Origin of the sequence: Treponema zioleckii, assembly GCF_014737315.1 — a bacterium.
In the GTDB taxonomy this organism is placed as follows: Bacteria; Spirochaetota; Spirochaetia; order Treponematales; family Treponemataceae; genus Treponema_D; species Treponema_D zioleckii.
Genome location: NZ_JPUF01000002.1, coordinates 96,924 through 122,001 on the forward strand (window position 1 = coordinate 96,924; position 25,078 = coordinate 122,001).

Below are 25,078 nucleotides of genomic sequence, written 5' to 3' on the forward strand. Positions count from 1 at the left end.
AAATAGAAAAATTAAAATCCGTTCTGGTAATTTGTTGTCATTCTGAACTTGATTCGGAATCTCTAAATGTAGATGATGGAACGAGTTCAGCATGACAATAGGTTTTGGTTTCGACTTCGCTCAATCACCGCGTTTGTGTGATGCAGATTGTTAGTTGATGTTATTGTACTTAATCAGTTCCGGGCGGTATTCAAAGTGCATGTTATCCCAGATTGCCCACTTTCCGCCCCAGATGAATCCTTCGCTTTCAAATGCCTGAATTACTTTTTTTGGCGGCATCCATCTTGCGCTCAATTTTGTCATAATCCACTTGTCGCCTACGTTTTGTTTCGTCCAGCTCCAGAAAATTTCTTTTCCGCCGCGTTTTTTCGGAAGCACGTCAATTGCAATTCCGTAGCTGTGGAAGGATTTTCGTTTGGTGCCGGCGATAATTCTCCAATGATATGCGTCCGTGGACTTTAGGTTCGAGATGAACGCTCGAACTGCGGCATCGTTTTTTGCGTAGGCGAGTATTTTATTTTCAACTCGCTTGAGCGGGGCTTTTATGCGTTCGTGGATTCTCGTTTCTTTTTTTAAGAAAAATACTCCCGTGGTGTGCTCTACAAGAGATTCTTTGGTTTCTGCGGAATAAACGAAGTCAAAAAAGAATGTAGGCGCGCCAGGTCCGTCCTGACGGTTGCTTTCTGATGAATATTTTTTATTTCGTCTTTCTCTGCTTTTGTGAGTGATTTTGGGTCGCGGAGAGTTTTGCTGTATTCGTATAAAAGCGGCGTGTATTTTTTGATGTTTGCAAGTTCCTCTTTGGGAAGCATTCTGCTGTCAGCCCAATAAAAAACTGCGGACTTTGTTTTTTTGCCGCCGAGCCATTTTGCCATTGTGAGTTCAAGTTTCCAGTCATCAAGTTTGTCATCGTAGTTTTCTTTAAAAGTGATGTCAGGATAGCTTTTTTCAAACATAATCAAATCCTTGGGAAGTTCCTTTGCGGATAAATTTGAAAAAAATCCGACGAATAAAAAAAAGACAAAAAAGACGGAAATGCAAACTCTTTTCATTTAACGATTTTCAAACCCCTGCTGATTTTTATTTTCGTCAACTTTAGGATAAATCGAAATCCCTAAAATTTCCTGAGATTTTTGCATTGGTTTTGCAAGAAATAAAGAAAGGAGAGCCGATGCAGTCTTTACGATTTCTGATTTTGGTTCTGCAAGTTTAAGAACATCGATTTTCTGTTTTATGTAATCGCCCACAATTTCGACGGCTTCGTCATAATCGTCCTGCAGAATTGAAATGCGTGAACTGAAAACTATGTTCTGAACTCCGGCTGCGCTTCCGTAAAGTGAATTCAAATTGGTAAAGTCTGCAATGGTCGGAATGTGTGCTGAGTGGAGCAGAGAGCGGATTATGGAGCAATCCTGCTGGGAAGAAACGTTCAGAAAATACTGGGATTTTTCGCCTTTCTGGGCGCGGATAAAGAAATCTTCCGAAAAATCAGTGTCGTTGCTTTCCTCAGAGTTTTCTTCTTCGGCAAAAGATGAACTTTCCTGGCCTGACGGTTCCTTAAATTCAGCATCCATCAAATCTTCGATTTTTGTTTCATCTTTTTTGGTAAGTTTTTTTATCAGCCGGTAAATGAGGCCGATTACAACTATTGCAAGCGCAATCCGTGCGGTTGTGGGGTCGGTAATGTTTCCGTAACGCAATAACAAATTCATTTTGTCTCCATAAAAGTATAGCCCGTTCCGGCTTTTTGAATTTTATTCAGCGTCAGCGGAACGGGAATTGTCATTTTATTTTTTAATGGAATTTTCGGCAGCTTCAAGTGTGTTGTAAATGAGCATTGCGATTGTCATTGGACCGACTCCACCCGGAACTGGCGTAATGTAGCTTGCGATTTCTTTTAAGTCATCAAAATCAGCGTCGCCAATGAGTCTGAATCCGCTCTTTTTTGAAGCGTCTGGAATTCTGTTGACGCCGACATCAATTACGACTGCTCCAGGTTTTACCATTTCTTTTGTAAGTGTGTGCGGATGCCCTGAGGCAACAACGATAATATCAGCATTTTTTGTGAACGAACCAATGTCTTTGGTTCCTGTGTGGCAGATTGTTACCGTGCAGTTTGTCTCTTTGCGGGCAAGAAGAATTGAAACCGGCTTTCCGACGATGTTTGAGCGACCGATTACAACGGCGTGCTTTCCGCTGGTTTGGATTCCCATGCGTTTTAGAAGGACGATAATTCCGTGCGGCGTGCAAGGCAAGAAGCCCGGACGACCAATCATCATGTTTCCGACGCTCACCGGATGGAATCCGTCCACGTCTTTTGACGGGGCAATTGCCATTATCACTTTGTCTTCGTTAATGTGCTTTGGAAGCGGAAGCTGAACAAGGATTCCGTGAACAGAATCATCTTTGTTGAGTTTGTCGATTAATGCGAGAAGTTCTTCCTCCGTTGTGTTTTCTGGAAGATTTTCGCTTCGGTCAACCATGCCGGCTTCTGCGAGAGCTTTTCTCTTTCCTGTTACATACGAAACCGAAGCCGGGTTTTCGCCAACAAGGATTACGGCAAGACAAGGATTTACGCCCTTTTCTTTAAGAGCCTTTACTTTTTCGGCAACGCCAGCCCGAACTTCGAGTGCGATTGCTTTTCCATCGATGATTTGTGCGCTCATACATACCTCTGTTATTGTATATAAGGAAGATTCTTAAATCTTACCGTAAAACAATGACTTGGGGGAGAGGCTTATTTTTTCTGCTTGGTTGAGGATTCTAATATTTTCGTATAGTATTAAGCCATGACGTATTTTTTTGAAACTTATGGCTGCGAAATGAATATCGCAGAGTCTGCGGCAGTTGAGCAACTTTTTATTAGCCGTGGATGGAAAAAAGCAGAGCATCCTGAAACTGCCGATATGGTTATTATCAATACTTGTTCGGTTCGTGGTTCGGCAGAAAAGAGGATTTTTGGTCGTCTCGGATATTTTACAGGCTTAAAGAAAATCAGAAGCAAAGACCCGAATACAAAAGCCCGTCTTGATGACATGAAACTTGCGATAGATTTTGTGGAGAAAAACGGTGTTGTGCCTCTTACCGTTGTTTTGATGGGCTGCATGGCGGAGAGACTTTTAAAGACTGTGCAGAAAGATTGGCCGGTTCTCGACTACGTTGTTGGAACTTTTGGAAAGCACCGTTTTGGCGAGATTATCGAAGCCGTTGAAGAAGGACGAAAGCCGTTCAAAATTGAGGAAGAAGAAGCCTATACTTTTGCAAAGACAAGCTATGAAGAAGCGGCCTTCTCAACTTTCGTGCCGATTATGCACGGGTGCAATAACTTCTGCACGTACTGCATTGTGCCTTACGTTCGCGGACGGGAAGTTTCGCGCCCGCTGGACCAGATTCTGGCAGAAATTGACTTTTTGAGCGGAAGAAAGGTAAAAGAAATCACTTTGCTCGGCCAGAACGTAAACGCATACCGTTGCATGGACGAAGACGGAAGCGAATTGAATTTTCCGAAGCTGCTCAAAAAAATCAGCGAGCACATTGACAAGACAAATTCTTCTATTAAGTGGATTCGATTTGAGTCTTCAAACCCGAACGATTTTTCGGACGAACTCATTGAAGTTGCGGCTCACGACAACCACGTCTGCCACGGATTCCACATTGCGGCCCAGCACGGAAGCACCGAAATCCTTAAGCGCATGAACCGCAAGAATACGCGTGACGAATTTATTGAGCTTACAAAAAAACTCCGCGCCGCAATGCCAGACGTTCAGCTTATCACCGATTTGATGGTTGGATTCCCTGGAGAAACGGAAGAGCAGTTTGAAGAAATCCTTACGATGATGAATGAAGTAAAATTTGAAAGTGCGTTCATGTATTACTTTAATCCTCGCGAGGGCACTCCAGCCGCAAAATTCCCGGACCAGATTGACCTTGAAGTAAAAAAGGCCCGCTTGCAGAAGGTGATTGATTTGCAGCTCACTCACACGACGGAAGTAATGCAGAAGCGGGTAGGCGAAACAATCGACGTTCTTGTGGACATTGTGAGCCGTCACGACGAAAGCGAGCTTTTGGGCAAAACTGAACAGAATGAACGAGTGGCATTTAAAGCCGACAAAAAACTCATCGGTTCGTTCGTAAAAGTTAAGCTCACAGGTCTGAGCGGAAACACGTTCCGCGGTGAATTAGTTTAGTAAACCTGTCATTGTGCGGCGTGTGCTTGATGCACTGCAACCTTGCCGTGTTGTGTCATTGCCGTGCTTGACACGGCAATCTTTCACCCGCTTGCTTGTCTGTGTCTCGCAATGACGGAGGTGTTTCCATGAAAAATTTAAAGGCGTTCCTTCATCCTGATTTAACTGGCGGTCAGATTCTTCCTTCATTGCTGAGCTTTGCCCTCCCAATCATCATTTCGCTTGTTTTTCAGCATCTTTACAATGCAGTTGATACGATAATCGTCGGACATTATCTTGCGGAAGATTCTCTTGCGGCAATCGGAGCCAGCGCGCCGTTGTTCGAGCTCCTGGTCGGATTCGGAAACGGATTCAGCAACGGACTTTCGATTGTTGCGGCGCGGGCATACGGTTCAGGAAACAGGGACTCCCTTAAAAAAGTCGTGGCATCTTCAATTATTCTTACGGCCGGAGTTACGGTTTTGATTACATTCATCTCCAGAGTTTCGCTCCTGCCGGCGCTCGGACTTTTAAAAACGCCTTCAAACATAATTAACGAGGCTTTTTCCTACATCAATACGATTACGATGTTTGCAGTGGTGCTTTTTGCGTTCAATTTTCTTTCTGGAATGCTTCGTGCCACCGGTGACTCTTTTTCACCGCTCATTTTCCTTATAATTTCTTCCGTGCTGAATATTTTTCTTGATGTGCTTTTCATTACGAAATTCGGAATGGGAATCCGCGGGGCGGCGGTCGCCACTGTTGTGGCTCAGGGAATTTCGGCTTTGCTCTGCCTGTTTTTCATTGCAGGAAAAGCCAGAATCCTGATTCCGTCTGCAAGGCATTTTAAAATGGAACCTAAAATGGTTCGAGAGCTTTTCGGTCAGGGAATTTCAATGGCACTGATGAGTGCACTTGTGAGTTCTGGAACTGTTATTTTGCAGTCTGCAATCAATACGTTTGGAACAAAAGTCATTGCGGGGCACCTTGCTTCAAGAAAGATTTTTTCAATTCTCTGCATTCCGCTGATTGCTTTGGGAACGGCGTCTTCAACATTTGTTTCGCAGAATCTCGGTGCCGGAAAACTCGAACGAATCCGCAGGGGAATTTTCCTTTCAATTTTTATGTCTTCCGCCTGGGCTTTATTTTTGGTTTTACTGATGAAATTTGCAGTCCATCCGCTTTTGTCGTTCATTTCCGGTTCAGATGATGAAATACTTCTTGAATACGGAACAAAATATCTTTTTTTCTGCATACCGTTTTTTATCGTGCTCGGAAGCCTTGTAATTTCGCGGAACTGCCTTCAGGGACTTGGAAGCAAAGTTCTTCCGTTGATTTCAAGCGTAATCGAGCTTTGCGGAAAAATTGCCTTTACGAAATTCATAGTGCCTGCACTCGGAACCTGGGGCATAATCCTCTGTGAACCGCTTATCTGGTGCGTCATGTGCGCGCAGCTTCTCTTCGTTCTTTTAAGGCACCCCGCCGTGCGACGAACGAATTCTCCGAAGTGGCGTTAATATCTCAAATATCTCCATTTTTTTTATTCAAAACTGTTGAAAATCAATAAAAAAAATTATAATTTTTTTCATATTATAATAAAAAGTGGAGATTTTAAGAAAAAATGAAAAAAAGTAACAAACTTTCAATTGCGCTTCTCGGCGTTATGACTTGCGGAATGTTAATCAGCTGCGGCGGAAAGTCTGCATCTGGTGCTTTTGATGGAAAAGCATTCGTTTCTAACAACGGAGGCGACACGATTTCTTTTGAGCACGGTTCTGCAATTCTTGACAGTTCTACAGAAGCTTCGTATTCCTCAAAAGGAAATGAAATTACAATCAAATATTACACAGGCGCTCTTAAAACTGTAATTTTTAACAAAAAAGACAATGTTCTTGAAACTGAATCTGGTTCAATCGAAGCGTATGCCTCATTGCCAAAAGATGAGCTCAAAAAAGAGCTTGAAGGCAACTTCTTTACAAATAACACAAATTCCGAAGATTACTGGTATTTTGATGAATCAGGAATCGCTGTTCATTTTTACACAGAAGCAAAAAAAGACAAAAAAATAAAATCTACAGATTACGTAAAATATCTCGTAAAAAACGGAACTGTTTCGGCTGGAAGAACGTCTTTTGTTTTTGACGGCGTAACAAAATCCCTCAAATCAAAAATCAAAGATCCTTTGGCATACGAAAAAGATTCCAAAAAGTCACTTGAAAAATCAACATTCTCTGCAGGCGACCTTAAAGACAAATATTTTACAAACAAAGGCGGTGCGCAGGTTGAAGACTCAAAAGTTTACTACATGCTGTTGAATGGCGAAAATGCTATTCGATACGATTACCGTGGTCGAAAACAGGGCGAAGTAAAATATGCAGTCGTAAACAACACGGTTCTTTTCATTGATGGAAATGATGTTGAGAAATTCACTTTTGACAAAGCCGGAAACAAACTTGTTCAGACAGAAGTTAAATGGGACGGCTCTGAGTTGAAGACAGAATTCCCGGCAGTGACTGCTGATGCTTATACAAAAGCCGTAAAATCTAACCCGCTCATCGGACAGAATTTTGCAGGTTACATTGCAGAAAGCAAATCAAACGTAAAACTCACATTCAAAGATGACAAATCGCTCGACATTGAAAAAAGAAGCGGAAAAGATAAGTCAAATTTGACATGGACTTACAAGTTTGAAAAGAACGATGCAAAAAATTCATTGAGCACACTCAAAATTACAACTGACTCCAAAGAAGAATTGGTTTACAAGTATTCTGAAAACGACGATGTAATTTACATGAATGACGGATCAAGACTCAATTATTCAAGAAAATAACTTCTGATTTTGCCAAGTGAATTTTAAAAATTTATTTGGATAAAAAAGCCCGATTCTGAATTATGCTGGAATCGGGCTTTTTGTTGAGTGATAATGCGTTCTATATAAACTCGCACCTATCCTAAAATCTTTTCCATGCAGATTTTCTGTGGCTTCATGCCCATTTTTTCGTAGAAGGCCTGTGCCGCCGGATTTAGAGACCACACGTTTAGAGTCACGTTGTAGCAACCAATCGACTTTGCGTAGAAAAGAACGTGTTCGTAAAGTTTTTGACCGACATGTTTTCCGCGCGCGGAGGCGTCAACGCACAAATCGTCGATGTAAAGAGTTTTTATGTCTGCAAGCAGTCGGTCGCCCTTGGTCTCTTTTAAGACGCAGAAAATATATCCCAGCACGTTGCAGTCTTCCTCAAAAATAAAGACCGGCGTTTTTTCGTCCGAAAAAATTCCCTTCAAATCTTCGTCCGAATACTTTGTCGCCAGATTGAATAAATCAGGTCGCCCCTCGTGATGAATCCTGTTCACCTGCTCCAAAAGTGCCAGCACCTTCGGAATATCCAGTTCCTCTGCCTTACGAATGTTTTGCATAATGCCTCCTTTTTTGTTGAAACCTTTTTCCGCTGAATCAAGTTGATAGTATCAGTCGCATAATTCTTAGTCAATTTTCGGGAACTTCTTGTTGTTCCGTTTTGTTTTTAAGAGAAAATCGAATAAAAACTAAGAAAATTGGATATATTTATTCAGGCTTAAGGCGTTTTGTAACAAAATTTAAATAAAGTCGTATTTTTATATGGATTTTTCTTTTTTTTCTCTCCACAATTGTAGCACTTTTCATAAAAAAAAGAGGAATCTATGAAATTAAAAAAATCAATTGTTAAAATCATTTCTTTTCTTTTTTGGCAACCCTTTTTTACAGTTGCGGAACGACAGCAAATACAACTGTTTCAAAACTTGACGGCAGTTTGAATGCTGAAGTAAAAGAAGCTCCGTATACAGGCTTAAAGCGCGTTGTTGCAATTGCACGTTTTTCTAACGAAACAGAGTATGCAAAGGGTGCTTTCTACGATAAGGAAAACGATCCGTTGGGAAATCAGGCTCAGGACATTCTTAGTGCAAAACTTGCTGCCAGAGGAAAATTCATTCTTTTGGAGCGGGCTGAGGCTGATAAAATTCAGGCTGAATTTGAAAAAAAGGGGGCTGGACAGTCTGGAATGGCTGCTGATTATCTTATCATCGGTTCTTTAACAGAATTCGGCAGAAAGACGACTGGCGAAGTTGGCGTTTTTACCCGCTCAAAAACTCAGACTGTAGAGGCTGGAGTAAACCTTCGCCTTGTAGATGTTGCTACCGGACAGATAATTTATTCTGAAGAAGGAAAAGGTCAGGCAGAAACTTCATCTTCAACCACACTGGGATTTGGTGGTGTTCAGGGATATGATGAAACGCTTTCTGACAAGGCAATTTCTGCAGCAATTGAAAAACTTGTGGATAATATCGAAAAAACTTGTATGGACCGCCCGTGGCAGTCGGTTTTCCTTTCTTATGACAACGACGCTATCGTCATTGCAGGCGGAAAAAAACAGAATCTTTCTGCAGGAAAAGTTCTTGCAGTTTACGAACGGGGAAAGAAAGTTAAGAATCCGCAGACTGGCGCAATTGTGGAACTTCCGGGAACTAAAGTTGCAGAAGTTACAGTTGTTTCAACAGGCGGCACTACAATCGCAGATGAATATTCAATCGTTAATCTGACAAGTGGCAGCGTAAATGCCTCAAAACTTTCTAATTACATAATCACTGAATTCTAAAAATAGGAGATAAAAATGAAAATTACAGCAAAAGCACTTACTGTAGCTTGTGCCGCATCTTTTCTTGGTCTTTTTGCATCGTGCAATTCCACAAAATTGTATTCCTGGTACGACTATCAGGAAGATTACTATCATTATGTAAAAAATAATGATAAGGATTCTCTTGATACCCTCATCAAGACTTACGAAAAAATAATTGCAAAGCAAAAAGGTGAACGTGGTGTAGTTCCTCCTGGAATCTATGCAGATTACGGATACCTTCTTATTACTGCAGGAAAGGCAGAAGAAGGAAAAGCAATGCTTAAAAAGGAACTTGAACTCTATCCGGAATCAGAAGTTTTTGTAAAATCAATCTTGAAGAGGGCTAAATAATGAAAAAGTCAATTATTTCCATGCTCATTGGAGCTTTGTTTGTAACTTCTCTTTTTACATCATGTACAACATTAAAAAAGGCCACTCAGTTCCCTGGAATGTATGATGAAAAACCGGTTGTAATGCTCATTATGCCACCGATTAACAAAACAAATTATGTTGAGGCAAAGGATTTTTTCTATACTACAATGAATGTTCCGGTTGCTGAATCTGGATATTATGTTCTTCCTCCAGCTGCTTGCTATTCTGTAATGCAGAGAGAAGGTGCATATAATTCTGAACGATTCATTGACGGAAGCCTTAAAAAATTCAATGAGCTTTTTGGTGCTGACGTATGTGTTTTTACCACAATCAAATCATGGGACAAAAGTCTTGTAGGTTCTTCGGTTACTGTAGAAGTTGAATATACGTTCAAGTCAACAAAGACAAATGAAACTCTTTACCACCGTGACGCAAAGATTATCTGCGATACTTCTTCAAATACCAGACTCAGCGGATTCGGTCTCGTTGGAACGCTCATTAATTTGACTTCTGATGCCGTAAAAACTGCTGTAACTGATTATGTTTCTGTAGCTGTAATGTGCAACAAAAGCGGATTGCAGGATTTGCCGGCCGGAAAATATTCTTCAAAATACGGCACTGACGGTGAAACTTCTGCTATGGCCGATAAAATTACAATTAGAGCTTCAAAATAATTTTTCGGTTCTGATTGAGATTTAATCAAAACGATTTTAAGGCACGCTGAAGAAAATCAGATTGATTCTGGCTCTTTAGTGTGCCTTTAATTTTATGTTAGTGACAACAATCCGAACAGTAACTATTTTGGGTGGCAAAATCGACGGGACGCAAAAGATTCCTAAAGATTTTTTAGAACTGCTATTTTATCTTCCACCCCAAAATTCCTTTGCCGTTGCTTGAGAACGCAACGCCTATTTTGTGCATCGTTTTTCCGCTCACTGTAAACCGCTCCGAATATCCGTTCGCGTCAATCTGGACGAGTGCGTCGTCAAGGATTTTTTTAAGTTCTGCGGAATTTTTCTCTTCGTCGCCAGCCGTAGCTTTTCCCTTGTCCATTTTCAGCTCGAAGATGAAAATACTTTTGTTTGTCGCGACGACCACATCGCTCCTGCCCGCCACGGACTGCAATTCCGACAAAACACGATAGCCTGTCATTCTGAACATCAGGTGCGTGACAGACTCATAGTAATTCTCGCACATGTCTTTCTTAACGATTGTGGGAAGGTCTGCGATTGCGGATTTTATGATTGAAAGAGCTTTGTCAACATTGTTGTTCCTCAAAGCGATTTTGAGATTGTTTATTTCAAGACCGATTTCGTCATACGGAACCGTGATGAATTTTTTAAGAAGAACATCGAGGAAACCTTCACGGATTTCTTCATTCGGAAAATCCAAAGTGAAGAATCGCGTTTCTTTTTCAAAATCTTTTATTGTCAGATAACCGCTCTGATAAATGACAGGAAGCATATTTTTGCTGTCAGGGTCATAGTTTTTGAACTGATTTTCAGTGGCAATCCGCCCGTTTACGAAATTTTCAAGTTCAAATGGCTGATTTTGTAAAGTTTTCACAAGAAAAGAAGGCGTGCCGCTCTCAAACCAATACGAGGCGAATTCTCTGTATTTGAAGCATTTCAAAAGGCAGAAAGGATTGTAAACGCCTTCAACATCATGCGCAAAATGATAGCCGTCGTACATTTGCGCGAGTTTTTCTTTCGTTTCTTGCACGGACATTTCCTGCTCTTTTGCAAGTGCCTCTATTTCTGGCGTAAAATTCTCGACAAGCTCGCTTTCTGAAATACCGCAGATTGAAGAATAATCTTTTGCAAGGCTAATGTCGTCAAGCTGATTCAGCCCGCTGAAAATGTTCATATGGCTTATCTTCGTGATTCCAGTGATGAACAAAAAGCGGATGTATTTGTCGCAGTCTTTGAGCGGGCTGTAGAATGCGCGTAGTTCCTGCCGGTTCTGCTCCTCGTATTCAGTGTAGAGCGCGTCAAGAATCGGCTTGTCGTATTCGTCGATGAGAATTACGACCTGTTTGCCTGTTTTTTCGCAAGCGGTTTTTATGAGATTTTTTAGTCTTGGTGCCGCACGGGAATCTGAAACTTCAATGTCATATTTTTTTTCATAGTCTGAGAGAATCAAATTCTCCTGCGATTTCAGGCAAGCTAAATCTGGGTAATTATCCGCTCCGAAACTGATTTTTATGACAGGATACTCAATCCAATCTTTTTCGAGCTTTTCTATTTCAAGTCCTTCAAAAAGTTCTTTCTTTCCGAGAAAATAATATTCCATCGTGGAAAGCAAAAGGCTCTTTCCGAATCGGCGCGGTCGGCTCAAAAAATATGGTTTCCCCTCACGGGCAAGTTTATACACCAGGGCGGTCTTGTCAACATAAAGAAAACCTCGTCTGCGCAAATCCTCAAAATCCTGAATGCCAACCGGCAAAAATCGCTCTTCCATACGAGCAAGTATAGCACAGATTTGTAGTAATTGCAGTGAGGTATTATCGGTCTTGACAGATTTAAAAAAGGCCGCCCGCAGTGCGGGCAGCCTGTAAGTTTATCGCTCAAGGAGCTTGTTCATTGCTTTTATGAATCCCATCGGGTCTTTTAGCTCGCCACCGCTTACGAGAAGTGCCTGGTCAAGAAGGACTTCCGAAACGTTTGCGATGTATGATTCGTTGCGATTTGTGATATGATTCGTTTATATAAAAAAATCGAGGTAAAAATAATGCCACAATACAGTGTAGGACAATCAATAAAAAGTGCTAGAGAAAGAAAAAGAATCTCGCAGTCAATTCTTTGTGACGGAATATGCTCTATTGCAACTCTCTCAAAAATTGAAAATGGATTGCAAAATCCGTCTGCAACAGTAATGGAAGCTCTGCTTGAGCGGTTGGGGCTTCCGATAGGATTATATAATGTTCCTGTAACAAAGGTCCGCTTTAAGCGTTCTTTGCTGGAGCAACAGATTGTTGATATTCTGGCAGACTTGGGAACAGATATTGGTGTGCTTTTAAAAGAATATGCAGAATTGCCTGAACCAATGGATAAATTTGAAAAACAGTTTTATTTGTTTATGATTGCGATTCAGAAGCATTTAAAAAATGAACCGCCACAAGAAATCCTTTTACTATATATAAAAGCATTGAAAATCACTTACCCAAAATATGATTTAGAAACCCTTTCCAACGAGAAGTATTTTACAGCAACGGAGTTACAGATTCTCAATAACATTGCACTTGAAGAACGTCGGTTGGGTAAAAAAGGTATGGCTGAAAAAATATTGATTTTTCTGAAAACTTATTATGAATCAGGAAAGTTAGACGAGACATCGATGGAAAAAGAATATCCTGTTGTTCTTGCAAACCTTTCGGACTGGTATGAGTCAGAGTCACGTTTTACGGAAGAGCATGAAATTGCGAAAACAGGATTAGATTTTTGCATTAAAAAAGGAAAACTCTGTCTTCTCGATGTTATGGCTTTCAACACAGGATACAGCTTAATTAACTTAGGGAAAAAAGATGAGGGCATAAAATATCTCGACAAGGCTTTTTCAATAATGGAGTTAAAAGGACAGTCTGAACGTTTGCAAAAGCATATTGAATACGTTCAAAAAATAATCCCATATACGCTTCCGACGCATAATTATTAGTCATTTTCGCGAAACCTCAACTTTAAAAGTTTTCTAAGTGATACTCTTTTTGCATGAAAAAAAATTGTTTGCATTTATTTGTACTGTGTTCTCAGAATCATGAGCAAAAAGATGAGTTGCCAGTATCCGACAACAATATCACATTACCTTCTATGAGTCTTAGCAACAGTGGATATGTGATAGATTTAGTATTTGACTACCTTGTAAAGAGCAAAAATAAAACTTTTATGGAGTTATACAATGAACTTTTTGCGAACTAGACTTTTTATTTTTCTGCTGATTTTTTTTCAATTTTCAAGTCTTTTGTCATGTAAACCTCAGTATGACTTAAGAACTGCTCAAAGTGCGGCTGCCAAAATAGAGAACGAACTTAAAAGCTGCAAGATTGTTTTTTTGGGAGAAGGTCATACCGATGTATACCCTTGTGTTTTTTTAAAAGAAAATTTGCAAAGATTCTACAACGCAGGGCTACGTTATATTTTTTTTGAAGGAGAATCAGACAATTATTTATATAATCCAGAAAATACTTGGTTTTTCTATATATCCTGCATGGGGGACCTGGGCGCATAAGTTTGAAATACGTTTGTTGTATGAAGAGATAAAGCGTATAAATCGAACTTATTTAGATGATCCGATAATTTGTATTTGGGCTGAAGAAACTCTTAATTTTACAGAAGATGAGTTCGAAAATAGAGCCCTTATTATGAATAAGCGTGACAAAATTGCACAAAAAACAATAATTGATACGCTTAATAATGCTGACTCGGATAAAAAGGCTCTGGTTTTTTATGGTGATGCACATGGAAAGAAAGAGTCTGTTTTATTAAACAAAAGTTCTGCACAAGCAGAGTGGAAAATGTTAGGAAGTTATCTCAATGATAGTTATAGAGACCAGTTTAAAACCTTTGATATATTTCAATTTAACACAAATAAATACCGAACTGTAATTTACAATAGTGAAAAAGATTGTGTTGTTACACCAGAAACTTTAGAATCGTTTCTTCTGGATGGTGCTAATAAGGAATATGATTATTATTGTCTAACACCGATTGGAATATACGGAGTTCCAAATGTTTATGTTCCAGAAGAAATTAATTTAAGATACCTTCTTTCATTTGAAAATCAAAAAGGTTCTAGATTGAGTGGTATGTCTGTGTGGTCAAAAAAAAGTCAACTTTTGCTGACTATATATTATTTAAAATACTATTTTGGAGATGAATTTAAATATGACTTTACTTGTTCAGATGAACAACTTTCTATTTCGATTATTAATCTTCAAAAGAAAAAAATAACAACACTTCCTTATGATTTAAGCAAGTTGGAAAAATATATTGAAGTCTTATATTCATATGGCTGGCTAGAGAATTATTTGTTAAATCCTGCAAATGACAACCGCATAAAATACATTATGAACAACATGGTCAAAGCAAAAGAAATCAATCCGAGGGATATCTGGCCGCAATATTGGATAAGTTATTTTTCAACAGAGAAAGCCATGTATTCTGGCCGAAAAAAGGAATACAGAAAGGCACTGTCAGAGTGGAAAGAACTGCTTAAGAATGATTTAGTGTATGCAAGTCCTGTCTTAAAATTGGTTTATAAAAAAATGGCATTCTGTGAGCAGCAACTTGGAAATTACGAAGGACAACATTTTTATTCTGAAAAGGAAAAAAGTGTATCAAGCTTGCTGGACTTTGATTATAAGGAATATGTTTATTTTGGATATTAGAAAATGAGCTGAAATTGTTTTTAGAGTCCTTGGAATCAAACTTTACCGAAGAAATTTTACGGAAATTAATCAAATAAAAAGGCCGCCCGCAGTGCGGGCAGCCTGTAAGTTTATCGCTCAAGGAGCTTGTTCATTGCTTTTATGAATCCCATCGGGTCTTTTAGCTCGCCGCCGCTTACGAGAAGTGCCTGGTCAAGAAGGACTTCCGAAACGTTTGCGATGTAAGCGTCGTCAGTTGAAGTTTCGAGCGTTTTGACGATTTTGTTCTCGCCGTTGATTTCAAGAATCGGCTTAACTTCGTTCATGACGCCTTGTCCCATTGCGCGCATCATTCGCTCCATCTGGAATCCTGGGTCGTTTTCGTCAACTACGATGCAGCTTGGCGAATCAGAAAGTCGCTTTGAAAGAACAACGTCTTTTACGCGCTCGCCCAAAGCCTTTTTGATTTTTTCCTGAACCGGTTTGAAGGCTTCTTCCTTCTTTTTTGCTTCGTCCTTGTCAACTCCAAGCTCGTCGTCGCTTCCTGCGCGGTTAACGGCTTTAAGGTCGAATTCTTTGTATTTGTTGAGCGAAGGAATTACGATGTCGTCAATGTCGTCGGCCATGATGAGAACTTCGAATCCCTTGTTTTTGTAAGCTTCCAAAAGCGGTGACTGGCGAAGGTTTTTCTCGTCTGTTCCTGTGATGTAGTAGATTGCCTTCTGTTCTGGCTTCATTCGTTTAACGTAATCTGCAAAGCTTGTCCAGTTTTCATCGCCTGTTCCAGACTCGTCGGTAGACTTGAATCTTACGATTTCTGCAATTTCGTCGCGGTTCGCGTAGTCGCCGTAAAGACCTTCTTTCATTGGTCTGTTGAAGTTCTTTACGAATTTGTTCCATTTTTCGATTGCAGCTTTTTCCTCGTCAGTCTTGTTCTCAGACTTTCTTGCTTTGTCTGCGGCTTCTCCCATTTTTTTGAATTCAGAAAGAAGTTTTTTTACAGAAGATTTTTTGATGTTGTCGAGGATTCTGTTCTGCTGGAGAATCTCGCGGCTAACGTTCAATGGCAAATCCTCTGAGTCAATGATTCCGCGGACGAATCTCAAATATGCCGGCAAAAGCTCACGGTCATCGTCGGTGATGAAAACACGCTTAACGTAAAGTTTTACGCCGCTCTGGTAGTCTGCCTGATACATGTCGAACGGAGCAGTCTGCGGAACGTAGAACAGAGTCGTATATTCTTCGGTTCCCTCGGCGTGAGTGTGAACGTAGTGAAGCGGCTCAAGCGCGTCGTGGCTGATTGTTTTGTAGAAGTTGTTGTAGTCTTCGGCTTTAAGTTCGCTCTTGCTTCTCTTCCAGAGAGCTGATGCCGAGTTAACCTGGTCAACTTTGTCCTCAGAACCGGTAATGTTTCCCTTGTCGTCGTATTTGTTCTGTGTGTAGTGAAGGTAAATTGGGAATGCGATGTGGTCTGAATATCTTTTGATGAGTTCCTCAATCTTCCATCGGCTTGCGTATTCCTTGCTCTCGTCGTTCAAAAGCATTTCGATTGCAGAACCGTGTGTTTCGGCTTTGTCGAATCCGTATTTTTTAGCCTCGTCAGAATCTGATTTAATTTCTTCTATAGAATAGGAATTTGTTCCGTCGCTTGACCATTTGTAAAGTTTGTCAGTGCCGGCCTTTCGAGTGTAAACGTTAATCTGTTTTGCGGCCATGAATGCAGAGTAGAATCCAACACCGAACTGACCGATAAGGTTTGACTCGCCTGCATTCTTGTCTTCTGCGATTCGCTCGATGAACGCTTTTGTTCCTGAGCGGGCGATGGTTCCAAGGTTGTTGTTCAAATCTTCTTCGTTCATACCGATTCCCGAATCCTGAACGGTAAGGATTTTGTTCGGGTCGTCAAAAGTTATGTCGATTCTTGGGGTTGTTGTTATTGATTTATAAGCCTCGTCCGAAACCGTAAGGTAGTTGAGCTTGTCCAAAGCGTCCGAAGCGTTTGAGACAATTTCGCGAAGGAAAATGTCCTTGTTTGAATACATTGAGTGAATAATCAATTTGAGAAGCTGGTTAACTTCTGTCTGAAACTGATACTGAGCCATCTATGTTCATCTCCTCGTATAATTTTGAATTAAAAATCATTATAGGAAAGATAATAATAAAACTGCCAAACGGAAAGATTTTTTTGCAAGATTGTCGGTGCAGAAATCAACTTAAAAATCAAAAAATCAAATTTACGGCAAAAAAATATGAGAAATGCACGTTTTTGTTAAAATTGATTCCATTTGAGTTCAAGTCTCTTGTGTTGAATTTTTCAATTGCGGTCATTAAAATGTAGGCGATATTGTATTGAAGGATATAAGGGTTTTAATAAAAATTTCAATATTTAGCTTTTATGTCCAAAATTCAAATAATTTTCCTTTCAGAATTAACTTTTCTGCTTATAATGAAATCATACTTACATTTCTATTTTCAGGGGGGACATATGTCCAGAAAGAAACAGTCAATGGACGGAAACCAGGCTGCTGCTCATGTCGCTTATGCGTTCACAGAAGTTGCCGGAATCTATCCTATCACTCCTTCTTCACCAATGGCTGACTGGGTTGATAACTGGTCCGCTGGCGGTCAGAAGAACATTTTTGGTAACAAAGTAAAAGTTATCGAAATGGAATCAGAAGCCGGTGCTGCAGGTACAGTTCACGGTTCTTTGGCATCAGGTGCGCTCACAACGACATTCACTGCATCGCAGGGCTTGCTCCTGATGATTCCTAACATGTACAAGATTGCTGCTGAACAGCTCCCTTGTGTATTCCACGTTGCAGCACGATGTGTCGCAACTCAGTCTTTGAACATTTTCGGAGACCATTCAGACGTTTACGCTTGCCGACAGACTGGTGTCGCAATGCTCGCAGAAAGCAATCCTCAGGAAGTTATGGACTTGGCTCCAGTTGCTCACTTGGCAGCTCTTGAAGGCAAAGTCGCTTTCATCAACTTCTTTGACGGTTTCCGAACTTCTCACGAAATCCAGAAAATCGAAACTTGGGACTACGCAGACCTTAAGGAGATGTTCCCGAACGACGCTCTCAAGGAATTCCGCGCTCATGCGTTGAATCCAGAGCATCCTGCAATGCGCGGTTCTCACGAAAATGGTGACGTATTCTTCCAGCACCGTGAGGCTTGTAACTCAACTTACGACGCTCTCCCTGCAATCGTTGAAAAATACATTGACAAAATCAATGCAAAACTCGGCACAAAATACGGCCTTTTCGACTACTACGGTGCTGCAGATGCAGACCGCGTAATCGTTGCAATGGGTTCAATTTGTGACGTTGCAGAAGAAGTTATTGACTACCTCACAAAGAAGGGCGAGAAAGTCGGTCTCATCAAAGTTCACCTTTACAGACCGTGGGTTTCTGCAAAATTCTTGGAAAAACTCCCAAAAACTGCAAAGAAAGTTGCTGTTCTTGACCGCACAAAGGAACCAGGCTCACTTGGTGAACCTCTCTTCCTCGATGTTGCCGCAACTCTCCGCGAAGCTGGCTTGAACGACGTTGTTCTTACTGGCGGACGCTACGGTTTGGGTTCAAAAGACACACCACCAAGCTCAGTATTTGCTGTTTACACAGAACTTGCAAAAGCAGAGCCAAAAGCACGCTTCACAATCGGTATTACAGACGATGTTACAAATCTCTCACTTCCAGAGGTTAAACCGGCTCCAATCACATCTGCAGAAGGAACTGTTGAGTGTAAATTCTGGGGTATCGGTGGTGACGGTACAGTCGGTGCAAACAAAGACTCTACAAAAATCATCGGTGATCACACTGACAAATACATTCAGGCATACTTCCAGTACGACTCAAAAAAAACTGGCGGTATCACAATCAGCCACTTGCGCTTTGGTGACAAACCAATTCGCTCACCATACTACATCAATCAAGCTGATCTCGTAGCTTGTCACAACCAGTCTTACATCATCAAGGGCTACAAGATGGTTCAGGATGTAAAAGACGGCGGTACATTCCTTATCAACTGTCAGTGGAGCGACGAAGAGCTCGACAAGCACTTGCCTGCTGAGTCAAAGAAATACATCGCAGAGCACAAAATCAAGGTTTACACTGTAGACGCAGTTGACATCGCTACAAAAATCGGTCTTGGAAAACGAACTTCTACAGTTCTCCAGTCTGCATTCTTCAAGCTCGCAAATGTTCTCCCAGCTGAAGAAGCAATCAAATACATGAAAGAGAAGGTTGTTGCAAAATTCTCTAAGAAAGGTCAGGAAGTCGTTGACATGAACTGTCAGGCTATTGACCAGGGTGCAGGTGCTTTGCACGAGGTTAAGATTCCTGACTCATGGAAGAACCCTGCTCCAGATGCTGCTAAACCAGCTCTCAAGGGTGAAAAAGCTACCGTTGATATGGTAGAAAAACTCATGAACCCAATCGCTCTCATGGACGGCGACAACCTCCCAGTTTCTGCATTCAAGGACATCGCAGACGGTCAGTTCCAGCTCGGTGCTTCTGCTTATGAGAAGCGCGGTACTGCAGTCAATGTTCCAGAGTGGGATTCAACAAAATGTATTCAGTGTAACAACTGTGCATTCGTTTGTTCACACGCAACAATCCGCCCATACCTCCTCACAGACGCAGAAGCTAGTGAAGTCGAGAAGAACGGCGGAAAAGCTGTTGACCTCAAACCAAAGGCTGGAAAATACAAGTTCACACTTTCTGTCAGCCCTCTCGATTGTATGGGTTGTGGAGAATGTACAACAGTTTGTCCAGTACAGGCACTCACAATGGTTCCACAGGAGACTCGCCTGAGCGAGCAGCCAGCTTGGAACTATCTCGTTGCAAATGTTTCAAAGAAGGCAGATTCTGGATTCGGCGACAACACAGTCAAAGGAAGCCAGTTCAACCAGCCGCTTCTTGAGTTCTCAGGCTCATGCGCAGGTTGTGCCGAGACTTCTTATGCTCGCTTGATTACTCAGCTCTTCGGCGAGCACATGTACATTTCTAACGCTACAGGTTGTTCTTCAATCTGGGGTGGCCCTGCTGCAACGGCTCCTTACACAATCAACAAGGACTCAAAGAAAGGTCCGGCTTGGGCTAACTCACTCTTCGAGGACAACGCAGAGCACGGTTTGGGTATGTACTCAGGCCAGAAATATATCCGCGACAACCTCATCGAGAAGTTGAACGGAATGGAAGCAACAGGCGCTCTCAAAGAAGCAATCGACGCTTTCATGGCTACAAAAGACAGCACAAAAGAGAATGCGGCTAAGGCTGATGACCTCATCGCTGCTCTCGAAAAAGACGGTTCTGCAACAGCAAAAGAAATCCTTGAGCAGAAAGACTACCTCGCAAAGAAATCTGTATGGATTTTCGGTGGCGACGGTTGGGCTTACGACATCGGTTTCGGCGGTTTGGATCACGTTCTCGCTTCTGGCGAAAACATCAATGTCATGGTATTCGATACAGAGATGTACTCAAATACAGGTGGACAGGCATCAAAGGCTTCTAACATCGGTGAAGTCTGTCAGTTCGCAGCAGCTGGTAAAGAGATGGGCAAAAAGTCACTCTCAGAGATCGCTATGAGCTACGGCTACGTATACGTTGGACAGATTGCTCTCGGTGCAAATCCTGCACAGGCTCTCAAAGTCATCCAGGAAGCAGAGGCTTACAATGGCCCGTCACTCATCATCGGATACGCTCCATGTGAGCTCCACGGTGTTAAGGGCGGCATGAACCACTGTCAGGACGAGATGAAGGCAGCTGTCAAAGCTGGATACTGGAATCTCTTCAGCTTCAACCCGGCACTCAAGGCAGAAGGCAAGAATCCGTTCACCCTCACTTCAAAAGAAGGCGACGGAACTTACCAGGCATTCTTGAACAACGAGACTCGCTACTCAGCATTGACTCGCAAGTTCCCAGAGAGGGCAAAAGTATTGTTCGACCGCAACGAACAGGCTGCTAAGGCAAGATTTGAACATCTTCAGAAGCTGGTTGAGTTGTACAAATAGTTTTCATGCTGACGAGCCACAGGCTCGCAGCATAAAACGCTTAATGCCATGATGCACTATTTTGCTTCGCAAAATTGGTGCACATGTCAAACAAGCCTGAGCCGACACCTTCGGTGCGGCTCAAACCATACGAAATGAAAACGCCTCTTGCGAGGATTTTTCCTTACGAGGGGCGTTTTTTGTTTTTATTGAGGGGAAAAAGAATTTCTTTCATGATAAAATATAATTATGGCAAACAATTCATACAGCGTGAAATAAAAGCAAACCTCAAATTTGGGAGAAAGAATGAACTGCAAATTTGATTGCAATAAGAAAAGTGATAAAAAAGAAGCATTTGAATCTGAGTTTGAAAAATGGAATAAGATTTTTCAACAGAAGGATATGACTCATGTTATAACTGAAAAGTCTTGGTATGACTCAAAATCTGACGAGAACTCATGCGTCGTTGAGGATAAACCTGGAAGAGCCTCTGAGGTTTATAAGGATGTAACCATTTTAGCACCTGAGTTTTGGTCGAATGGTGGTATATCTGCGCAAATGCTGCAAATTCCTTTACGCATTGTCCTTCGGTCTAACTCAAACAAAACTCTTACATTTACAATGGTAAAACTATGCTACGGAAATAAAGCAGAAATCCGTCTGGAAGAAAACAACAAGTTGGTAGCAAGTTTTTTTGCGGTCACTGAAAATGGAGAAAACATCTCTCTAAAAGAGATGCTTTCGGAAGCGTTATCTATCGAAAAAGTAGACTCCGCAGTTGATTTCATCAGCGGACTAAAGCAATGAAAATAATAATGTTTCTTGAAAAATATACAAAAAAAGGCTTCTCGATTTGGATTGATACTTGCAGCATTCTGCACGAACAGTTTCAAACCTGCATGAACAATATCGCAGGATTTTTGACAGGGAACAATTACAAAATCAAAATTACGCAGACAGTCCTAAATGAGCTTACAAAACATACATCTTCATCTGATGAAGAACTGAAAGCGAATGCGACAAAGGCTCTTGAACTGATTACACAGGGTAATTTGAAGAACATCTTTGAAGTATACGGCGATTCTTCACATTCCTTTGCTGACAACGATTTCCTTGCGCTTTTTACGCAGCTTCGTCTGAAAGAGAATATTCTTTTCATCACACAAGATGTCGCACTTGCTTCCGATGTGTGGGATTTGGGCGATTCGCGCTCTGTCCGTTCAAAGTGTATTGAAGTTGCGAAGATAACGAAAAACGGTTTGCTTGAAGAATTTGAAATTGATGATGATTTTGAAGACGATTATGAAGATTACGAGGATAATATTAATAGAAATTACACAAGTGATTTGGACGGAGAATCTATTGGTGATATTAATGCCCGTGTTAAAGGAAATATAAAAGGCGACTATAAAAACGACATTAACGAAATCCTTGACGGAAACATCCTGGGTGATATGTACGGCGACATTAACGGTAAGATGAACGGCACCATTCAAGGCTCAATGTATGGAGACATAAACGGAATACTGAACGGAAATATTCTTGGGAATATGAATGGTGATATTTATGGAAAGTTAAACGGCAAGGTAATGGGTAAAATGACCGGTACGCTTCACGTACATAACTCCACAAATAAAGGCGCCATTCAGGAAAATATCGTTATGCATGATGTTCAAATGGACGATATTCCATCACCAGACGAACTGAAACAAAAAATAAAAACTGCCTTTGAAAATGCACTCCGCAATTTGCAATAGGTATGAGAGAATATGTACGATTCGAGCACTTGCAGAAGCTGGTTGAGTTGTATAAGTAATTGTCACTTCGACTTCGCTCAGTGACCGACGGTGGTGGTTGAGCGGAGGAGAAATCACTGAAAATGAAAACGCTCCCTTGAGAGGAAGAGATTCCTTTTGGGGAGCGTTTTTTTTGTTCAACTTCCTGTATTCTTGGCTAAATATCTTGTTATTTTTTTTTGAGTATAATCGCAAAACTATTAAAAATTTCATTGGAGTTTAAAATGAAAAAACTTTTAGCTTTGGCGGCTGTTGCCATTTTCTCAGTTTCGGCTTTGTTTGCAGAAAATACATTTCATGTTGGAACTTACTTTCCAATTACGAATCTTACAGTGAGCGATGATGATACAGACTCAGAAACTGATTTTTCAAGCACTGGCGTTGGAGCATTCTTTGACTACACACATGTTGCAAATGGTGGATTTACTTTTAAAATCGGTACAGGTATTGCTTATGCAAGTACAAGCGATGTTAAAAGCTATGTCAATAATGAAGATTTGAGTGGTGTGGATTTTGATTTTTTTGTGGGGTTGGGAGGTTCGCCAATTCACAATGAAAAAATGACACTTTCAATTACTGGTAACACAGGTTTGCGCGTTCAGAATCTTAGCAAAACAGAAACATTTTTAGGTTCAGAAATAACTACAGATACTCTTTCAATTTTGTTCTTCATCGGACCGGAAGTTTCTTACACAATTCGTTTTAATGAACATGTTGGTTTGTTCGGAAACTTAGGAGTTTTATACAATGTAGGCGTGGCAGCTTTTAAAGAGATAGACGATGATGTTAGAGTCGGATACGCAGCTACAGGATTTAACATTCAGCCAAAAATTGGTGTAGCATTCACGTTGTAAAAATAACTTAAAATACAAACGGGGCACGCAAGGCGATTTTTGTCGGGCGTGCCCTTTTTTTGTTGGTTGAACTTATGCCGCTATCTCAATGACTGAACTGAATAACTTAGCATGACGAATAGCAAATAAGAGTCATGCTGAGCTTGTCTCAGCATCTGCCTTCCTGTGGAAAATAGATTCCGAAACTAGTTCGGAATGACGTACTTTGTAAAAAGTCGAAATCGGGCATAATAAATATTTCGCTCAGTTTGTCCGTTTCGACTTTTCTTGAAGTCAGCATTCTTAATGTGATAGATTATCGTTAGATTGTTTTGACTTGAAAAGGCGGATTTGTGAAAAAAATATTTCTTTCGTGCACTTTTATTTTTCTTTTACTTTCTTGTAGTCATGGCGGGACGGCAGATTCACAGAAGTTCCCGGTGATTGAAACTCACTATTGTTCACAAGCGGAACTTTCCCAGCGAAAGAGCGGAAGTTGCGCTTTGGAAAACTATGAGCAGTGGAACCTGCAATATCCGAGCGGAACGGAAGAGGGCGGAATGATTAATGCGGGCGTGACAGCCGAATTGAAGAACAGGTATTTTTCGCTTTACACAGACGCAGAAGGAAAAAACTACATGCGTTTTTCTCTGGATGCCAGCGACAAAGGCAAATCAAAAAACGGCTCTTCGGTGCGCAGTGAACTGAGGCATTTAAATGAATGGACTTTAGCTGATAAAACTTCCCTTGAGTATACATTTTTTTTGACTTCGACAGATTTTTCTAGCGCAAAATTTACGGTGGGGCAGTTTCTCCAAAAATGCGACAAAAAGGATTCGCCTTTGTGCAGGATTGAAGTGGAAAACGGAATGATTACCGCTAAAGTGAATAATTATGAGCGCGACGGAACAACAAAGGCCGATGGAAAAACTCATAACTACAGTCTCGGTTCCATTTTACAAAAACAGGAAGTTACAATCAAAATCTCTGTGGACAATAAAGTTCTGAACTTGTATCGTGACGGCAAAAAATATGCCACTCACAATTTTCATGAAAATGTTGAATCCACTTACGAAAACTATTATAAAGCCGGCATATATTATCAGAACAAAGATTCTCCGAAGATTTTTTCAGAAGTCTTTATTCGTGACTTAAAAGTGAACCTTTCGGGTGACTAATTCTAAATAATTGGTCATGCAAAACTTGAAATTGCTCGTATTGAAATATTCTTTATATCTTTTGTGAGGTGATTTTATGAGACGAATTTTTTTAGGGGTCTTGGCAGCTTTCTGTTTAATGTTTATTGGCTGTGCTGAGGGAGAATCTGAAATTTTTGAAGTTCTTGATGTTTTTAATTTGACGAATGCTTTTCGCACGGGAAACGAAGCTTTTTATTGGAACGAAGACAATTCCACAAAAACAAATCTTGTCGGAAAACTTTCGGCACTTTCGCTGGACGAGGATTTGTGCAAGGCGGCTGCGGTTCGGGCAGAAGAACTTGTAAACAAATTTTCCCACACCCGCCCGAACGGAGAAAGCTGCTTTACCGTTTTAAAAGACCTTGGAATTTCTTATTCTGCTGTTGGAGAAAATATTGCCGCAGGCCAGCAAAACGGAAAATCTGCATTTAATGCGTGGAAGGAAGACAACGAGAATTATGCTGGACAAGGGCACAGGCGCAATATGCTCGGAAAAAATTTTACCCGCATCGGAATCGCGTATGCTTATTGCCCTGAAGCACCATATAAATACTACTGGTGCATGATTCTCGCAAAATAATTACGGGCCTGTCAAAAAGTAAAACGGATTCCTAAAGGATTTCGGAACGACATTGGCAGAATTTGGAAAGACTGCTTTTTGGTACGGAAATTCAGGAAAACTTCGGAATCTATAAAAAGA

Annotated in this window: 21 protein-coding genes; 14 read left to right on the forward strand and 7 right to left on the reverse strand. The window is 41.0% G+C overall.

What is annotated here, in order from left to right; all coding sequences use genetic code 11:
• Positions 1 to 150: 150 nt before the first annotated feature.
• From JI65_RS17725 to folD, 4 genes are all read right to left on the reverse strand, one after another.
• Complete coding sequence (locus JI65_RS17725) at positions 151 to 378, reverse strand: M15 family metallopeptidase (protein WP_242457117.1); 228 nt, start codon at positions 376 to 378, stop codon at positions 151 to 153.
• Between the two features lie 221 nt (positions 379 to 599).
• On the reverse strand, positions 600 to 956 hold the full coding sequence (locus JI65_RS17255; RefSeq protein ID WP_242457118.1) for a hypothetical protein: 357 nt from the start codon (positions 954 to 956) through the stop codon (positions 600 to 602).
• A 96-nt stretch (positions 957 to 1,052) separates the two neighbouring features.
• Positions 1,053 to 1,712 (reverse strand): hypothetical protein, encoded by a 660-nt coding sequence (locus JI65_RS01250; protein ID WP_191013546.1) that lies wholly within the window; start codon positions 1,710 to 1,712, stop codon positions 1,053 to 1,055.
• Between the two features lie 75 nt (positions 1,713 to 1,787).
• The gene (gene folD / locus JI65_RS01255) at positions 1,788 to 2,666 is read right to left on the reverse strand and encodes a bifunctional methylenetetrahydrofolate dehydrogenase/methenyltetrahydrofolate cyclohydrolase FolD (RefSeq protein WP_191013547.1); all 879 of its coding nucleotides are present in this window, start codon (positions 2,664 to 2,666) and stop codon (positions 1,788 to 1,790) included.
• A 123-nt stretch (positions 2,667 to 2,789) separates the two neighbouring features.
• Here folD and miaB point away from each other — a divergent pair, with 123 nt between their 5' ends.
• From miaB to JI65_RS01270, 3 genes are all read left to right on the forward strand, one after another.
• Positions 2,790 to 4,187, forward strand: coding sequence for a tRNA (N6-isopentenyl adenosine(37)-C2)-methylthiotransferase MiaB (gene miaB, locus JI65_RS01260; RefSeq protein ID WP_191013548.1), 1,398 nt, complete (start codon positions 2,790 to 2,792; stop codon positions 4,185 to 4,187).
• Positions 4,188 to 4,315: 128 nt separating this feature from the next.
• Positions 4,316 to 5,683, forward strand: coding sequence for an MATE family efflux transporter (locus JI65_RS01265; RefSeq protein ID WP_191013549.1), 1,368 nt, complete (start codon positions 4,316 to 4,318; stop codon positions 5,681 to 5,683).
• Between the two features lie 104 nt (positions 5,684 to 5,787).
• On the forward strand, positions 5,788 to 6,996 hold the full coding sequence (locus tag JI65_RS01270; RefSeq protein ID WP_191013550.1) for a hypothetical protein: 1,209 nt from the start codon (positions 5,788 to 5,790) through the stop codon (positions 6,994 to 6,996).
• Positions 6,997 to 7,112: 116 nt separating this feature from the next.
• Here the strand turns inward: JI65_RS01270 and JI65_RS01275 are convergent, their stop codons facing one another.
• On the reverse strand, positions 7,113 to 7,583 hold the full coding sequence (locus JI65_RS01275; protein WP_191013551.1) for a GNAT family N-acetyltransferase: 471 nt from the start codon (positions 7,581 to 7,583) through the stop codon (positions 7,113 to 7,115).
• Between the two features lie 308 nt (positions 7,584 to 7,891).
• Between JI65_RS01275 and JI65_RS01280 the strand changes: the two genes are divergently transcribed.
• Genes JI65_RS01280 through JI65_RS01290 form a run of 3 tightly spaced genes read left to right on the forward strand, consistent with a single transcriptional unit; the run spans position 7,892 to position 9,867 of the window.
• Positions 7,892 to 8,800, forward strand: coding sequence for a CsgG/HfaB family protein (locus tag JI65_RS01280; protein ID WP_191013552.1), 909 nt, complete (start codon positions 7,892 to 7,894; stop codon positions 8,798 to 8,800).
• Between the two features lie 15 nt (positions 8,801 to 8,815).
• Positions 8,816 to 9,172, forward strand: coding sequence for a DUF4810 domain-containing protein (locus tag JI65_RS01285; protein WP_191013553.1), 357 nt, complete (start codon positions 8,816 to 8,818; stop codon positions 9,170 to 9,172).
• Complete coding sequence (locus JI65_RS01290) at positions 9,172 to 9,867, forward strand: GNA1162 family protein (RefSeq protein ID WP_191013554.1); 696 nt, start codon at positions 9,172 to 9,174, stop codon at positions 9,865 to 9,867. Before JI65_RS01285 ends, JI65_RS01290 begins: the two co-directional genes overlap by 1 nt.
• A 181-nt stretch (positions 9,868 to 10,048) precedes the next feature.
• Here JI65_RS01290 and JI65_RS01295 read toward each other — a convergent pair whose 3' ends face one another.
• Positions 10,049 to 11,638 (reverse strand): ATP-binding protein, encoded by a 1,590-nt coding sequence (locus tag JI65_RS01295; RefSeq protein WP_242457119.1) that lies wholly within the window; start codon positions 11,636 to 11,638, stop codon positions 10,049 to 10,051.
• A gap of 285 nt (positions 11,639 to 11,923) precedes the next feature.
• Between JI65_RS01295 and JI65_RS01300 the strand changes: the two genes are divergently transcribed.
• Together JI65_RS01300 and JI65_RS01305 are read left to right on the forward strand one after the other, a co-directional pair.
• The gene (locus tag JI65_RS01300) at positions 11,924 to 12,847 is read left to right on the forward strand and encodes a helix-turn-helix domain-containing protein (RefSeq protein WP_191013556.1); all 924 of its coding nucleotides are present in this window, start codon (positions 11,924 to 11,926) and stop codon (positions 12,845 to 12,847) included.
• Between the two features lie 484 nt (positions 12,848 to 13,331).
• Positions 13,332 to 14,576, forward strand: coding sequence for a hypothetical protein (locus JI65_RS01305; RefSeq protein WP_191013557.1), 1,245 nt, complete (start codon positions 13,332 to 13,334; stop codon positions 14,574 to 14,576).
• 110 nt (positions 14,577 to 14,686) lie between these two features.
• On the opposite strand, the gene htpG is transcribed toward JI65_RS01305, so the two are convergent.
• Complete coding sequence (gene htpG, locus JI65_RS01310; RefSeq protein WP_191013558.1) at positions 14,687 to 16,657, reverse strand: molecular chaperone HtpG; 1,971 nt, start codon at positions 16,655 to 16,657, stop codon at positions 14,687 to 14,689.
• Between the two features lie 383 nt (positions 16,658 to 17,040).
• Between htpG and nifJ the strand changes: the two genes are divergently transcribed.
• From nifJ to JI65_RS01340, 6 genes are all read left to right on the forward strand, one after another.
• Positions 17,041 to 20,571 (forward strand): pyruvate:ferredoxin (flavodoxin) oxidoreductase, encoded by a 3,531-nt coding sequence (nifJ, locus tag JI65_RS01315; protein WP_191013559.1) that lies wholly within the window; start codon positions 17,041 to 17,043, stop codon positions 20,569 to 20,571.
• A gap of 285 nt (positions 20,572 to 20,856) precedes the next feature.
• Entirely contained in the window at positions 20,857 to 21,357 is a 501-nt protein-coding gene (locus JI65_RS01320; RefSeq protein ID WP_191013560.1) for a hypothetical protein, read from the forward strand.
• Entirely contained in the window at positions 21,354 to 22,307 is a 954-nt protein-coding gene (locus tag JI65_RS01325) for a PIN domain-containing protein (RefSeq protein ID WP_191013561.1), read from the forward strand. The genes JI65_RS01320 and JI65_RS01325 overlap by 4 nt, the downstream gene beginning before the upstream one ends.
• 263 nt (positions 22,308 to 22,570) lie before the next feature.
• Positions 22,571 to 23,200 carry a hypothetical protein gene (locus tag JI65_RS01330; protein ID WP_191013562.1) on the forward strand — a complete coding sequence of 210 codons (630 nt, stop codon included), beginning with the start codon at positions 22,571 to 22,573 and terminating at the stop codon, positions 23,198 to 23,200.
• A gap of 332 nt (positions 23,201 to 23,532) precedes the next feature.
• The gene (locus tag JI65_RS01335; RefSeq protein WP_191013563.1) at positions 23,533 to 24,357 is read left to right on the forward strand and encodes a polysaccharide lyase family 7 protein; all 825 of its coding nucleotides are present in this window, start codon (positions 23,533 to 23,535) and stop codon (positions 24,355 to 24,357) included.
• Between the two features lie 76 nt (positions 24,358 to 24,433).
• Positions 24,434 to 24,958: a CAP domain-containing protein gene (locus JI65_RS01340; protein ID WP_191013566.1), complete on the forward strand. Its 525-nt coding sequence runs from the start codon at positions 24,434 to 24,436 to the stop codon at positions 24,956 to 24,958.
• The last annotated feature ends 120 nt before the right edge of the window (positions 24,959 to 25,078 follow it).